The 14596-nt window shown below is 58.6% G+C and carries 12 protein-coding genes, 1 tRNA gene and 1 rRNA gene; 11 read left to right on the top strand and 3 right to left on the bottom strand.

What is annotated here, in order from left to right:
- Positions 1–24: 24 nt before the first annotated feature.
- From AC2D8O_RS00070 to AC2D8O_RS00035, 8 genes are all read left to right on the top strand, one after another.
- A complete protein-coding gene (locus tag AC2D8O_RS00070) occupies positions 25–1095 on the top strand; it encodes a hypothetical protein (RefSeq protein WP_484676734.1) in 1071 nt (356 codons plus the stop codon).
- A 99-nt stretch (positions 1096–1194) separates the two neighbouring features.
- Positions 1195–2265: a hypothetical protein gene (locus AC2D8O_RS00065; RefSeq protein WP_484676733.1), complete on the top strand. Its 1071-nt coding sequence runs from the start codon at positions 1195–1197 to the stop codon at positions 2263–2265.
- The gene (locus AC2D8O_RS00060; RefSeq protein ID WP_484676732.1) at positions 2262–3434 is read left to right on the top strand and encodes a hypothetical protein; all 1173 of its coding nucleotides are present in this window, start codon (positions 2262–2264) and stop codon (positions 3432–3434) included. The genes AC2D8O_RS00065 and AC2D8O_RS00060 overlap by 4 nt, the downstream gene beginning before the upstream one ends.
- A gap of 217 nt (positions 3435–3651) precedes the next feature.
- Positions 3652–4185: a DUF4240 domain-containing protein gene (locus AC2D8O_RS00055; RefSeq protein WP_484676731.1), complete on the top strand. Its 534-nt coding sequence runs from the start codon at positions 3652–3654 to the stop codon at positions 4183–4185.
- Between the two features lie 73 nt (positions 4186–4258).
- Complete coding sequence (locus tag AC2D8O_RS00050; RefSeq protein WP_484676730.1) at positions 4259–4795, top strand: DUF4240 domain-containing protein; 537 nt, start codon at positions 4259–4261, stop codon at positions 4793–4795.
- 15 nt (positions 4796–4810) lie between these two features.
- Positions 4811–5344, top strand: coding sequence for a DUF4240 domain-containing protein (locus AC2D8O_RS00045; RefSeq protein WP_484676729.1), 534 nt, complete (start codon positions 4811–4813; stop codon positions 5342–5344).
- A gap of 83 nt (positions 5345–5427) precedes the next feature.
- Entirely contained in the window at positions 5428–6021 is a 594-nt protein-coding gene (locus AC2D8O_RS00040) for a peroxiredoxin-like family protein (protein WP_484676728.1), read from the top strand.
- A gap of 196 nt (positions 6022–6217) precedes the next feature.
- Positions 6218–8611, top strand: coding sequence for an ABC transporter permease (locus tag AC2D8O_RS00035; RefSeq protein WP_484676727.1), 2394 nt, complete (start codon positions 6218–6220; stop codon positions 8609–8611).
- Between the two features lie 246 nt (positions 8612–8857).
- Here AC2D8O_RS00035 and AC2D8O_RS00030 read toward each other — a convergent pair whose 3' ends face one another.
- A complete protein-coding gene (locus AC2D8O_RS00030) occupies positions 8858–10168 on the bottom strand; it encodes a hypothetical protein (protein ID WP_484676726.1) in 1311 nt (436 codons plus the stop codon).
- A gap of 39 nt (positions 10169–10207) precedes the next feature.
- Positions 10208–11149 (bottom strand): LysR substrate-binding domain-containing protein, encoded by a 942-nt coding sequence (locus tag AC2D8O_RS00025; protein WP_484676725.1) that lies wholly within the window; start codon positions 11147–11149, stop codon positions 10208–10210.
- A 97-nt stretch (positions 11150–11246) separates the two neighbouring features.
- On the opposite strand from AC2D8O_RS00025, the gene AC2D8O_RS00020 reads away from it, so the two are divergent.
- Both AC2D8O_RS00020 and AC2D8O_RS00015 read left to right on the top strand, forming a co-directional pair.
- Entirely contained in the window at positions 11247–12779 is a 1533-nt protein-coding gene (locus AC2D8O_RS00020; RefSeq protein ID WP_484676724.1) for a catalase, read from the top strand.
- A gap of 90 nt (positions 12780–12869) precedes the next feature.
- Positions 12870–13394: an ankyrin repeat domain-containing protein gene (locus tag AC2D8O_RS00015; protein WP_484676723.1), complete on the top strand. Its 525-nt coding sequence runs from the start codon at positions 12870–12872 to the stop codon at positions 13392–13394.
- A 58-nt stretch (positions 13395–13452) separates the two neighbouring features.
- Here the strand turns inward: AC2D8O_RS00015 and AC2D8O_RS00010 are convergent.
- Positions 13453–13526: transfer RNA gene (locus AC2D8O_RS00010), tRNA-Asp, on the bottom strand.
- A gap of 961 nt (positions 13527–14487) precedes the next feature.
- On the opposite strand from AC2D8O_RS00010, the gene AC2D8O_RS00005 reads away from it, so the two are divergent.
- Positions 14488–14596, top strand: a 16S ribosomal RNA gene (locus AC2D8O_RS00005); the annotation flags it as partial.

Genomic DNA, 14596 nt, shown 5'->3' with positions numbered 1-14596 from the left:
TTGCTCGAAATGTAAACTTGTGCCATGCGACGTCTGCTTTGGCTGCTGCTGTTGGGTTCCAGCTGCGGCTGTATCAATAGTTCTCAACATTACAGTATACAGGAGCCTACTGTTCCGGCTTACGCCATCAAAGCAGAACGGCGCCTCATGGCAGCGCTTCATCAGTCGCCGCTGATACACTGGGTTGGCCGCTACAGCGATGGCAGCAACGAGGTGCTGTTACGGCTGGACGGCAATGGCAAGCTGAGCGGTACCCTTTACGAGGCTGCCTCCCGCAAAAGCTATTCGCTCGTTCAGACAGGCAAGCCGCAGGGGCCGGAACTGGAGATGAAACGGTATGAATATGAATACCAGTCCAATGAGGCGGGTAAAGTGCGGGTACGCCTTCATGCGGCGTCTTCGCAGGTAGAGGTGCTGGGGCAGGCAAAGCTGTTTACGCGCCTGCTTCCTTTTGAGGGTGTGGCCGCGGGCGTCAAGCGGACCTTTCAGCAGGGACTGGGAGATACCGCCGCACGGTATGTACTGCATATACTGGATGCCCGGCGGGCCGAGGTGCATTATTACGCTCTTGGGGGCCACACGGGCCGGTTGCTGCCAGTGCTTGCTGCAGTGGTCGATACCCACAAGGCGAAAGCTGGCCTGTACCTGCTGGTAGAAGCCAAGCCCGGCTTGGCCCGGCCGCTTCTCATCAGCAATCGGCTTAGCGAAGTGGGCCTTACCCTGCCGCCGATGGAGGCTGTCGGCTGGGAGCGGGCGAAGCGTTTTTTTGAAACACTGCCACCAGGCCAGTGGCTGACGCGGAATGCTGGCGCGGCCGACTACAAACCTCTTGCAATAAGGGGGATGGATACACGACACCAAGCCCTGCTGCGAATGGAGTGGGTGGAGGGGAACCTGCGGGTGAGCATGCGCTACCTCACAGATACCGACTGGAAGCCGCTGGAGGTGTTGGCGCAGCGTGCCTTTGCTGATGATGAGCTGTACCTGCGCCTGCTGTGGCCCGGCGGTGCCAAGGAGGTGGAGATCTGGCATCTGGGCCAGCACTGCTACCTGAAGGACAATGGCCGCATGTTTGCCTTTGCCACAGACCAATAGCCCGTCGCCAGACGGGAATTGGGCCACAGGCGCCAGTTAACTGGACAAAGTTTGTTGTCGGTTGCTGTCGGGCATCGCCTTCAGGTGTAAACTTGTGCCATGAGATGCATCTTTTGGCTGGGGCTGCTGCTGGCAGTCGGCTGGTCCGGTACGGCACTGGCCCAGCCGGCGGGCGTGCACAGGTTGTTGCAGGACGATGACTCGCTGCGGGTGCGGGCGCGTCAGTCGCCGGCCTTGCAGTGGGTTGGCCACTACAAAGGCTCTGACGCAACCGAATTGCTGCTGATGATGGGCCCGCATGGCGACCTGTATGGTTTTCTGGCCCAGGAGGAAAGCAGCTATGAGCTGCGGCAGGCAGGCCCGATAGGCGGAAACGAGGTGGCGATACTGTTGACCTTGCGGCCGGGTTTTGAAGCCACTAAGCCGCCGCTGCCCGAACGCATGATGCTGCGCCGCAACCCCAGCACCGGCACGCTGGAGTTGCCCATCAGGAGTACGCCGCTGGTAGGGCAGCCCCCTTTTGCGGGCATTCCGGCGGGCACCGAAAAGGTGTATCAGCGAGGTTTCGCCGCCAATGCCGAACGCTACGTATTGCGCATACGCGATGCCTGGACGGCAGATGTGCTGCATTACGCGCCGGGTGCTGCTGCCCCACAAACGATTCCGCTGATTGCCGTAAGCACAAACGACGATATCAACGGAAAGGCACACCTCCTGTATGCCGAGGCGAAACCCGGCCGCCTGACCGTGTTTCTGATAAATAAAAATCTGAAAGAGAATGGCTTGCAAGTGATGCCCATGCAGAAGCCCCAGCGGTCGCCTCCGTTGTTTGCCGAGTGCCAGACACCTGTCGAATGGCTGAAGATGAATGGTGGCATAGCCGACTACCAGCGCGTGCAGGCATGGTCTACCGGTCAGGTGCCTCCGTTCGTTTTCCGGTGGGAGCTGGTAAATGGGCGCATGACAGTGTCCTATCGCGATACGCGTAATACACATAACCCCTGGCACCGAGTGGAGCTGGCAGATGTGCCAGAGGCCCAGAAGCCCGGCATGACCTTCAAGCTACGCTGGCCAGGAACCAACACGTTTGCAGTCGTTCATCATTTCGGGCAGCAGTATTATGTGGTGCTGGGCACCCAAGTGTATGCCTACCTTTCCGATGTCTCATGAGTAAGTTGCAGAATAAGGTGTTTGCCAGCCGATTGGGGCTGTTGGCTGTAGGGTGTGTACTCCTCCTCACGGCGTGTCAGTCGCCCGAGGGCGGCACAGCGGCCGAGGCGCCCACCGACAGCGTTGCCACCACGGCCATCGCATTGTCAGGGTCCGGTGCCATCGACTCGCTGCCACATTTCCCGGCTCCTGTTCCTGCGCCCATCCCCGGCAACCCCGCGCAGCTGGCTCCCTGGATGGGCAACTACGTGTCGGGCGACTGGAACCTCGTGCTGGAAGTAACACCTGAAGGAGAAGTGAAAGGCACCCTCAGGCGTACGGGAAACATCTATTGGTCTCTTCAGCAGATGGGCAACGCCAATGCCAATGCCACCGAAATGGCCATGCGAGAGGTGAACGTGACGGTGGACGAAGACTCGCAGGAATGGCGAAAGCTGCACCTGACACGCGCAGCCGACGGCAAGTCTGTTACCATTGCCGAACTGGGGCTGACGCTGGGACGTTTCGAAATGACCTTCGAAGAAGCCTTCGACACACTCACCTACCGCGACGGCTGGGGCGTTGATCGCAAGGAACTGCGCATGCCCTGGAACCCCGCCATAGGAGGCACCATTGCCTGGCTGGATGCTGATGCGGGCACAACCCAACAGTTCAAGGTGCTGGGCAAGAGCGCCGAAGCCGATCCCAACTGGGGCAGCAGCACCACTCACCTGCTGGTCGCCCCGAATGGCCGCTATCTGCTGGCAATTGTGAGCGAACACGAAGGCCAGTCTGCTGTGCTGCGCTGGGCTGGCGACAAAGATTACCAGACCGCCATGTGGCGCCACGACCCCCTGCGCCCGCTGCTCACCGAGTTGAAGGACAGCCTGGTGTACCAGTTCGAGCGGTCGCCGGTGGGCATGAACGTCGCCGAGCATGAAGTGCAGTACCTCTGCGTGCTGGAGAAAGGGCTGGTGCGTATTGCCAGCCGCAGCGACGAAAATGGCCCTTGGGAGTGGCTGGTCGTAGAGCCCCAACCGGAAACGAACAGTACGGGCGACCACTTCAAGGTGCGCCGCGCCAATGGCGAGCGCCCCCGCGAACTCTTCTTCAATGGCCTGCTGCTCTACGCGATGTTCGATGACCGCGAAGCCGTCTACCGTACCTGGTACACTTTCCAGCGCGACTGATCGTGCGGCCATCGGGTGCGGCACAAATGGGGGAGGAGGGGGGCCTCTTCCACATTGGTAACAATCATTCGCAAGCGTTGTAGCTGCGGGTTTCCTCTAGGATTGCCTGATTTTTGTCAAGTTTAGCTAGGCAGTTTCTGTGGGCCATGCTCACCAAATGGTCATTTCTTGTAGGCGCTGGATTGCCTTATGTCTGTTTTGTCCTGCATTTTAGGGTATGGACAGAGCAGACTACTGGCGCATGCTGGATGAGGTGACGTCACAGGCTGGCCTGGCTGATCGTCGTCAGGTGTTTGAGCAGGAGCGCCTGCTGGGCCAGCTGCTGGTCGCACGGCTGCGGCTACTTACAGCGGAAGACATGAAGGACTTCTACCTGCATACGCAGCTGCTTCTGCGCGAGGCGTATAAACTGCCACTCTGGGCTGCGGCCTGTGTCATCAATTTTGGCTGCAATCCGGTGGGCTTCACCTATTTCCGCGAGTGGCTGATATTGCAGGGCGAAGCGGTGTTTCGCCGGGTGACGCACGACCCTGATACTCTGGCGGCCTATCTGGAAGACATTGAAGGTGGAACCATCGAGAACGACGTGCTGCTGTCGGCCGCCCGCGAGGGGCTGCGGATGCACCATCTGGATGGGCCTGCCCTGGAGGCGCTGCTGGGCCCCCAGCCCCCGGTTATCTATCCCCTCTGGCTCGACAACCCCGATATGCTGGAGTCGCTGCTGCCCAACCTTACACGGCAGTTCGCTTGACGGTAAGCAGGAAAAATTTGCCTTTTGCATCTATTCAGACTATGCTGGAAGGGCGTGCCGTAGTTTTGCCCTTATGAGCAATAACCGGTACTGGCCCCTGCAGGAGACGGCCTTGACCAAGGCTGGCATTACCGACCGTCTGGCGGCAGCCCAGCAATACGAAGCAATTGTTGAGGCGCTGGTGCCAGCCCTTGCGCAGTTGTCGGAAACCGACCTTAAGGCGGTTTTTGCCGATTACTGTCAGCTCCTTGGGCAGTCATACACCTCGAAACTGTGGGCTGCGGCCTACATCATCAACGGTGGCTGCTCCGACGACGGCTTCGATTACTTCCGCGAGTGGCTCATTTTGCAGGGGCCTGAGGTTTATGAAAAAGCCTTGGCCGACCCCGATTCTCTGGCCGACTTTCTGGCCAGTGGGCAGGCGATGGACATTGAGTTCGAGGGCCTGATGAGTGCCTTTTTCGAAGCGGCCGACCAGAAGGGAATGGACATGAATACCTGCTTCGACGGCCTGATGCCGCCCTATCCTGCCATAGACCTGGACTGGGAGGAAGATGAGGACCAACTGGCCACACTGCTGCCCCTGCTGAGCGCCAAAATAAATAACTGATTTAAAAGCAATTAGATGACCGCTGAACAGTATTGGTCACTGCTGGACGAAGTGTTTCGTTCGGCAGGCATCACAGACCGCCGACAGATTGGCTCCCATACAGGGGTCATGATGGAGGCACTTAACAACGTATTGGGCAAACTATCTGAAGACACCGCCGGCCAGGCGTATCGCTTCACCCATGCCCGGATGCTGGAGGCCAATACAGCGGGGCTCATTGCTGCGGCTGCCATACTCAACCGATCGCTGACCGACGATGGCTTCGAGTATTTCCGCGAATGGCTGATACTGCAGGGCCAGGCGGTGTACGAACAGGCAGTTGCCAATCCGGACAGTCTGGCCGAGTATGTGGCGGATGTAGCCCACGACATGCCCTACCCTCAGTTTGAAGGACTGAAGGCAACTTTTCATGGACTCGCCGAAGAGCGGAATTATGACGTGAACACTTTCTATGAAGGAACCGGCGAGTTAGAGCCTTATGTCGAGATGTGGGAGGATGAAGAAACTGAAAGGCAGCTTCCCCGTCTTGTGGCCCTGCTGGGGCTGTAACAATTGCAGTGCAGTGTCCGCTGGCCGACCAACGCCGGTTGCCAGTGGCGCTACGTTTGTGCATTCACTTCAACAACTGAACCATGCACAGACTGTTTTCTGCACTGGCCGTGCTCTCCGTAGCCGCAGTTTCTGCGTTTGCCCAGGCTCCCACAGGCCTGCGGGTGGGCGACAAAGCCCCCGACTTCACCGCCCGCACCCATGAGGGCAATTCCGTTACCCTTACGGCCGAACTGGCGCGCGGCCCGGTGGTTCTGGTGTTTTACCGCGGCGAATGGTGCCCCTTCTGCAACCGCCAGCTGAAGGCGCTGGAAGGTCAGTTGGGGGCATTGCAGGCGGCAGGAGCGCAGGTGCTGGCGGTGTCGCCGGAGTCGGTGGAGAACGTCGCCAAGTCGGTACGCCTTGCGCGGGCCAGCTTTCCCGTTCTGCACGACGACGCCGGCCGCATCATGGAGGCCTATGGTGTGCGCCTGCAATTAGATGCCGCGGCCGTAGCCAAGCTGAAAAACTATGGTGTGGACCTCGCTGCGGCCAATGCCGAAAACGGCGAGACCCTGCCCGTACCGGCCACCTACGTAATAGACCGTGCAGGCGTAGTGCGCTACGTGCATTTCGATCCCGATTACCGCCAGCGCCCCAGCCCCGCCGAGCTGCTGCGCGTTGTACAGGGTCTCTGAGGTGGTGGCGGCCTGCAGGTGGTTACTGGCAGCCGCTGTTCCCGCCGCAGGCCCACTGGCCCCCGTCCGCTGGCGGGCACCGGGTGTGCGGTGGCGGACACTGGAGCGCCCCTTATGCCCACGTAGAGGCGCTTTTTTCCTGCTGGCATATCCTTTGAGGTAGAAGGAAAGACTCACCACACTCACCTATTACCTTATGCTGGCCGTTTACCTTCTGCAGGCCCTACGCCGCCTGCTCCGCCGCGACCGCGAAGCCCTGCTCCAGACTGGCAGTCTGGCCGTGGGTCTGCTCAGCTTTGTGCTCCTCTCGGTGTATCTCTGGCACCAGATGAGTTACGACCGCAGCCACGCCGACGCCGACAGCAAGTACCGCCTCATCTATGAGGTGCAGTATGAAGGCAAGCTACAACCCTTCAAGGCGACGGGCACGGCGCTGGCACCGTATCTGGCCGCAGGAGGACACCCCTTTACCAACTTTACCCGGGCACTGGGGGGTGGCAAGGCGTTCCCCGCCCGCATCAATGGGCAGCGCGAGGCCCTGAAACAGGCCGCTTTCGTAGACCCCAACTTCCTCCAGTACTTTGACCTGCCCCTACAGGTGGGTAACCCCGCCACGGCCCTGGCCGACCGCAGCGGCATGGTGCTGAGCGCCGAAGACGCCAGCCGCCTGTATGGAAGCCCCACCGCCGCCCTGGGCCAGACCATCGATACCGACTATGGCATGTTCAAGGTGACCGGCGTGCTGGACGAGCACCTGCCGCCCACACACCTGCGCTTTCGTACGCTGATGCCCATTGCCGCCCGCGGCGAAGAGCTGAAAGACCTGGATGCACAGGTATATACCCTGCTCACGGAAAGCTATGTAACCCTGGCCCCCGGCACCGACCCCGCCGAGGCCCAGGCCGCCCTCAGCCGAATGCTGGCCCAACACCTGCCCAAGGACGACGGCCTCAAGTGCGAAGCGTATCTGCAACCCCTCACCGCCATTCACCTGGGCGTGGGCCAGACGCGCGACATGCCTACCGACAGCTCCATCCTCTATGTGCAGATTCTGCTGGCAGTGGGGCTGATTCTGCTGCTGGCCGCCATGGCCAACTATGTGCTGCTGTCGGTGGTGTCGCTGACGGGGCGCTACCGCGAGGTGGGCGTGCGCAAGGTGCTGGGGGCCGACCGCGGCCAACTGGTGCTGCAACTGCTGGCCCAGAACGGGGTGCAGATGCTGGCCGCCCTGCTGCTGGTAGCGGGGGCACTGCCAGTGGTGCGCACCGCCTACGCCGAACTGGCAGGCGTAGACCCTGTGCAGGTGTTTGTGGCCTCGCTGCCGTATCAACTGGCGCTGGCGGGTCTGGTGCTGCTGCTGGTGGTGGTGGGCACAGGCTATCCGGCGTGGGCGCTCAGCCGCCTGCAACCGGCTGCGGCCCTAAAGGGCGGCGGACAGGGCACAGGCATGTGGCGGCGCTACAGTGCGGCGGCCGTGCTGCGCAACACCACCGTCGTAACGCAGATTGCCATTTCCAGCGGCCTGCTGGTGGCTACCCTTGTGGCCAATCGCCAGATGACGCTTATGCTCGAAGCCGATCGCGGTTTCAGCACCGAGGGCCTCTACACGCTGGACCTGCCCAACGACACCACTGCCCGCAAGGCCATTCCGCAACTGGCCGCCTGGCTCAAGGGTCGTTCGGAGGTGGCCGCGGTGAGCGTGGCCTCGTATCTGCCGGGCATGGGTGCCGACGAAAATGCCGTTCAGATAGGCCAGAACGGCAAGAATGAGCTGCTGGGCATGCGCACCATTATGGTAGACGAGCATTATCTGGCTACGGTGGGCGTGCCGCTGGTGCAGGGCCGCAACTTCGAGCGCCGCCAGATGTTCCCCACCCAAGGCTACATCATTAATGAGGCGGCCGCCAAGCGTCTGGGCTTTGACCAGCCCGTGGGCAAGGTCATCAGCTTCATGGGCGATGCCCCGATACTGGGTGTGGTGAAAGACTACCATTTCGCCCCCATGCAGGAGGCCATCGTGCCGCTGGTGCTGGCCTATTCCCCGGTCGACTATACCCGGCACCTGCTGGTGCGGATGCAGCCGGGCCAGGAAGGCCGTGCCGCCCAGTTGATGGAACAGGCCATCAAGGCCACCACGGGCATGTATCCCTACACCGCCGCCGCACTGGAAGACCGCATGACGAACGTGTACAAGGACGAGCGGGTACTCGAACGCCTGCTGACGCTCTTCACCGGGGTGGCGCTGGTGCTGTCGCTGGTGGGGGTGGTGGCGCTGTGCAGCTACCAGGTGACGCGCCGCCAGCGCGAGATTGGCATACGCAAAGTGCTGGGCGCGAGTCCGGTGCAGCTGATACGGGCGGTGTTTTCGCAGCTGGGCTGGCTGGCGGTTGGCGCGTTTCTGCTGGCGCTGCCGGTGGCGTGGCTGGGCATGGGCCGCTGGCTGGAGCAGTTTGCCCTGCGCACCGAACTGGGTGCGGGCGTGGCCTTTACGGCCTTTGGCGCACTGGGCACGCTGCTGCTGGCGGTAGTGGGCTGGCAGGCCGTGCGGGTGCTGCGCATCGCCCCCACGGAAGTGATGCGCGGCGAGTAGGGGGGCGTGGACGCTAAGAGGCGATTTCTCAGCTTGCTGCGAAGTGACAGCCGATGGGGGGCGTCATTTCGAAGGTTGGCGGAGCCTTCCTGAGAAATCTACTTTTGGGCTGCTTGGCAGCCCTACTGTATGGGCACAGGTTAGAAGGATGCTGCGCATCCTACAGGTAGATTTCTCAGTCCCGCAGGCGGGCCTTCGAAATGACGTGGAGGGGGGAAGGGGGCTGCGCCTGTATACTCTGCGGAATCAGTAGGAAAAATCCAGCAGGGTATCGGTGCAAGGGGGTAATTCCGAAGTGGAAATAAGCTGCTGTATTCTAGCGGCTTCTTCCGTATTGCCAGTTTTCTGCGCAAGTGCCAGCTCGGCCGCCATCAGTCTGCGGTTAAGGCTATGGCTGGAAAGCTGCTGTTTGTGTTTCCCCTTACGGATTACATCCGCGGCATACTGGATGGCCATTGCCGCTTGGGAGTAATCGCCTAAAGTCAGGTATACTTCGACCTTCCGGATTAGCGGATACATATTCGGACGCTGGCCGGTATTGACTGGGTACGTCTCCTGATATTGATCCATACGGGCAAGAGCGGCCTCATACGCCTCCTGCATTATCAGCAGTTCAATTTCTGTCTGGTCAATTATAGGGTATTTGGTGGTATCATTGCTTCTGTGTACTTCCTCTTTTATGCTAGTGAGGTATTTCAGCACTAGATGGGGATTTTTAAGCACAATGGAATAGGCAATAGGTGTTACCGAATAAGCTGCCTTCATTTTAGCAGATGGTAAGCCAGTGAAAAGAGTGTCACTGTTTTCGAGAAATGAAGTGAGTTCAGCATGATTATGATTAAACAAAACTGATTGTTTTATAATGGCGGCGAATGTCAGTATTATCATGCGATTCTTTGGTAACTCTATCGTTAGTATTTTGTTGAGAATGTTGAGCATCACTTCTTTGCCATGATATATGACAATATAGTTAAGATTGACCATGTTGTATCGGCTGATGAAGTCGGCAAGGTAATGTACTTTTTTCTCATGTGACGTAGCGAATTTTTTGCGCAGGTGATGATAGGCGTCTATTGATGCTGCCAGTTCCAACAGTCGCTCGGAGTTATCTGTTTCTTGCAAGAAATACATGGAACCTAATAGTTTTGAATATAAAAAGCGTTTATCACTTTTAGTATACAGCAGGAATTCATTTTCAAGCGCGAGTGTATCTGTATTCCACTCTGCTAAAAGCTGGTAAGCTGCCTGACGAATTAAGTTTTGGTGGAATCCCAATGTCGTAGAGTCTAGAGAAGCACCAACACTAGACCATTCTACATTTTGTTGAAATATAGTGCGGTCGTGAAGTGAGAATTTTTTGTTTTGTAATATTGCTAAAAAATATTCGCGCGCTTGTATTGTATCATTTTTTTCTATTAAAATTGATATTTTCATGGCTGTTGATTTTAATTCAAAAGGGATTTTCCGCCAATCTATGTGGTCTTTTGCCTTTTCCTGGGCGTGGGCTGATAAACTCAAGAGGAGAAAGAATGTAAGAATGTGGCTTTTGTAATTCATATAGTACTGTGGTATGCGACGGCAGTTTAGATACAATTCTCACACCTCCAGCACGCGTTGCGGTTCGGCGGGCTGGGTCATGGCGGGGGGCAGGTGGGTGCGGATGGTGTCGGCCAGGGCCTGCAACAGGCGGCGGCGGCCGTGGTGGCGGTAGGCTACCAGACTGATTTCGCGCACCGGCACAGGCGCCTGAAAGCGGTGCAAGCGCTGGCGCTGGTCGTCCGAGAGCCGCGAGAGCGCCAACTGGGGCAGAATGGTGGAGCCCAGGCCCAGTTCGGAGAGCCGGACGAGCGCCTCCACGCTGCCCGACTGGAAGTCGAGGTGGACGGGCTGCTGGCTGGCGGCATTGCGGAGGTCGCAGAGGCTGAGAATCTGGTTGCGCAGACAATGGCCGTCTTCCACCAGCAGCAGCTGGGTAGGGTCTATCTGGTTGGGCGAGATGCGGCCCTCGGCGTCGGGCTGGCCCTGAATGGCGCCAAAGTGATAGAATTCCTCGTAAAAGAGGGGTGTTTCGGCGAGGTCGTCCTGGGCGAGGGGCGTGGCAAGGATGCCGGCCTGCAGGGTGTTGTCGCGCAGGCCCTGTATGATGTCGGCGGTGGTTTTCTCGGCGATGATGAGGCGGACGTCCGGGTAGGTGCCGAGGAAAGCGGGCAGGAAGCAGGGCAGGAGAAAGGGGGCCAGCGTGGGGATGATGCCGAGGGTGATTTCGCCGCAGACCTGCCCCTGGTTTTCAGACACGATTTCCTGGAGCAGGTCGCGCTCGCGGAGAATGATGCGTGCCTGCCGGAGAATGGTTTCGCCGACGGGCGTGGGGGTTACGGGGTGGCGGCTGCGGTCGAAGAGCACCACGCCGAGCTCGTCTTCCAGTCGCTTGATCATGGCGCTGAGGGTGGCCTGCGTAACGAAACAGGCTTCGGACGCCCGCTGGAAGTGCCGGTGCTTGTCGAGGGCGAGGATGTATTCGAGCTGCTGGAAGTTCATATAGACAGATACGATTGTGGCATCGATTTTATTCGTTTTCATCTATCATTTGCGATCTGTTCTTTTGTGACAGGTATCCACCAACTCCAAAGGACCTATGCGACAGATTTTTTTAACGCTGGCCCTGAGTGCTACCGCCACGCTGGCGCTGGCCCAGGCACCGATGACGACGAACACCGGGGCTCCGGTGGGCGACAACCAGAACTCCAAGACCGTGGGCAGCACGGGGCAGGTGTTGCTGGAAGACATTCACCTGATAGAGAAACTGGCGGCCTTTGACCGCGAGCGCATTCCCGAGCGCGTGGTGCACGCCCGTGGGGCCGGTGCCTTCGGCGAGTTCGTAGCCGCCGCCGACATGAGCGCCTACACCCGCGCCAGCCTATTCTCGGCCAAAGGCAAGAAGACGCCTGTGTTTGTACGCTTCTCTACGGTAATTCATGGCAACGGCTCGCCTGAGACGGTGCGCGACCCCCGTGGCTTTGCGACAAAATTCTACACCGACCAAGGCAACTACGACATCGTGGGCAACAACCTGCCGGTGTTCTTCATCCGCGATGCGATGAAGTTCCCCGATATGGTACATGCCCTGAAGCCTTCGCCCATCACGAACAAGCAGGACGCCAACCGCGTTGTAGACTTCTTCAGCAACATTCCTGAAGCCACGCATATGTTCACCCGGCTGTACTCCAACTTCGGTACACCGGCCAACTACCGCGAGATGAACGGCTCGAGCGTGCATGCTTTCAAATGGGTGAACGCCAAGGGCGAAGTGGTATACGTGAAGTACACGTGGAAGAGCCGTCAGGGCGAGCGCAACTTCACTGCCGCCGAGGCAGCAGCCCAGCAGGCCAAGGACTTCCAGCACGCTACCGTTGACCTGTACGAGGCGATCCGCGCGGGCAAGTTTCCGCAGTGGGACCTCTACGTGCAGATCATCCGCGCAGCCGACTTCGACAAGCTGGACTTCTACCCGCTGGACGCCACCAAGTTCTGGCCCGAGAGCGTTGCCCCTTATGTGCTGGTAGGCACCATGACGCTGAACCGCGTGCCCGACAACTTCTTTCAGGATGTGGAGCAGGCTGCGTTTTCGCCCGGTACGCTGGTGCCCGGCATCGAGGCCTCGGAAGACAAGCTGCTGCAGGGCCGTCTGTTCTCGTACTTCGACACCCAGCGCTACCGTCTGGGCAGCAACTTCCAGCAAATCTCGGTGAATGCCCCCAAGGTGCCAGTGCGCACCACGAATCAGGATGGCGTGTTTACGGGCCGCATCCCGAACGGTGAAGTCAACTACCAGCCCAGTGCCAGCACCAACGGCTGGAGCGACTCGCCCGAGTACCGCTACTCGGTCACGAGCTACACCGGCAACGTGACCACCGCCCAGCAGAAGATTGCCAAGACCAATGACTTTAAACAGGCAGGTGAGTTTTACCGCTCGCTGCCCGAAGCCGAGAAGCAGCACCTCATCAACAACCTGGTGGGCGACCTGTCGACGGTGACCAATCGTGCGGCGCTGGCCCGCATGGTGGGCTACTTCTACATGGCCGACCGCGACTACGGCATGCGCCTGTCTGCTGCCCTGAAACTGAGCCGGGAGGAAGTGGAGCGTGCCCTGACGCCCTCGCGCCCCTGATGCCCTTCTTCAACAAGACAGACAAACAATACGAGGAAACGCTGGCGGGGCTATCCCCGCTGGCGTCTCCGCTTTTTTCCTGACATCATTATGTATACAAAGCAGTTGGCAATGATGCTGGTGCTGTGGATGTGGGGGGTAGGGGCCTGGGCCCAGACCGATATTCACCAAGCGGCCCGCAGCAACGACACGCTGGCGCTGGCGCAGCTGGTGCAGCAGGGGGTGGCCATCGACGCCGTGGATGGCCGAGGCAGTACGCCGCTGATTGTAGCCAGTTACAATGGCAATATGGAAGCAACCGACTGGCTGCTGCGGCATGGCGCCAACGCCAACGCGGCAGATCCGGCGGGAAATACCGCCTTGATGGGCGCTAGCTTCCGTCGGCTGACAGCTGTGGCCAAGCTGCTGTTGGCGCGGGGCGCTGCCGTAGACCAGCAGAACCGGAATGGCGCCACGGCGCTGACCTTCGCTGTAAGTTTTGGCTCGAACGATATTGCGGCACTGCTGCTGAAGTATGGTGCGAATGCCAAGCTGCCCGACAGCCGGGGCCTTACTCCTGCCGACCACGCCCGGATGCAGGGCAATGAAGACGCCTTGCGGCTGATGGGGATGTGAGGCGTTGGAGGTCCCCCTGAAAATGAAAAAGCCCCTCAGTGAGGGGCTTTACTATTTGCGGTCCGGACGGGGCTCGAACCCGCGACCTCCAACGTGACAGGCTGGCATTCTAACCAACTGAACTACCGGACCAATTGCCGCTGCGCTTTCGCGTAACGGGAGTGCAAATATAGCGGGGGGAGATTTCAAGGCAAAGGTTTTTTGAAAAAAGTGGAAAGAGGGTGGAGAACATGTCTGAAAATCAGGTAGAAAAAGCTGGACAGAGGTGCAGGGCCAGTGGTATCTTGTGTACGTCAAACAAGAAAGAAGGCAGATATGGGGACAGCAGCGTCAGGAGTTTTCGCCTGACGGGCTGGCCGAAGTTAGATCGAGCGGCTATGGCCCTTAGCACAACCGCACACGGATGGGTGCGTGGGTTGGGCTTCATCTGGCGGCACCAGCTGTTTCGGCATTGCATGTACAGCGTTTCTATTGACACTGTATGTGTGCGGCAGACAGACAGGTGAAAGGTCCGGTAAGCATGTCGAATCGCAAATCGGCAGGGTGCAGATGGGTGTCAAGTAGCCAGGAGAGGGTGAAATGGGCAAGTACCGAGAGGAAAAGCGCCATTTTTTTGTGGCTGATTATCAGCAGTTGTAGGCCGTCCTCCACAGATTTTTCGCGAGAGGATTTGGAAGATAAAGGGGCAACCGCACATCTTTGCATCCCACTTCGGACGGAACACACGCCGAAACGAAGCGCGAAAACGGGAGTAAAATCCCGGAGACGCGAGGGTTTGAAATAAAAGTTGTCAGGCAGAACGCAAAGCGGGTAAAACCGTGCAGCGATGACAGCGAAAGAAAAAAATGAAAAATTTTTCGAGTAGCGCTTGACAAAGCGAAATGCGGTTGTAACTTTGCATCCGCTTTTGAAACGAAGGTCGGACGGCGCAAGTCGAAAGGTCGAGAATGATGAACTCTGAGAGCTGCAAAGCCTCGTGATACACGTTCTTTGAATTTGTGAGTTTTTTAGGTTGAAGAGAGCACTTGGGGTAAGGTTCCAAGTCCTCTGTCAATTCGCACAAAAAGAAATTGTCAAGATCAACACTTTCTATACAATGGAGAGTTTGATCCTGGCTCAGGATGAACGCTAGCGGCAGGCCTAACACATGCAAGTCGAACGGGGGTAGCAATACCCTAGTGGCGGACGGGTGCGTAACGCGT

This window comes from Pontibacter sp. T17 (genome assembly GCF_057219875.1).
This window is presented reverse-complemented; position numbering and strand designations above follow the sequence as displayed.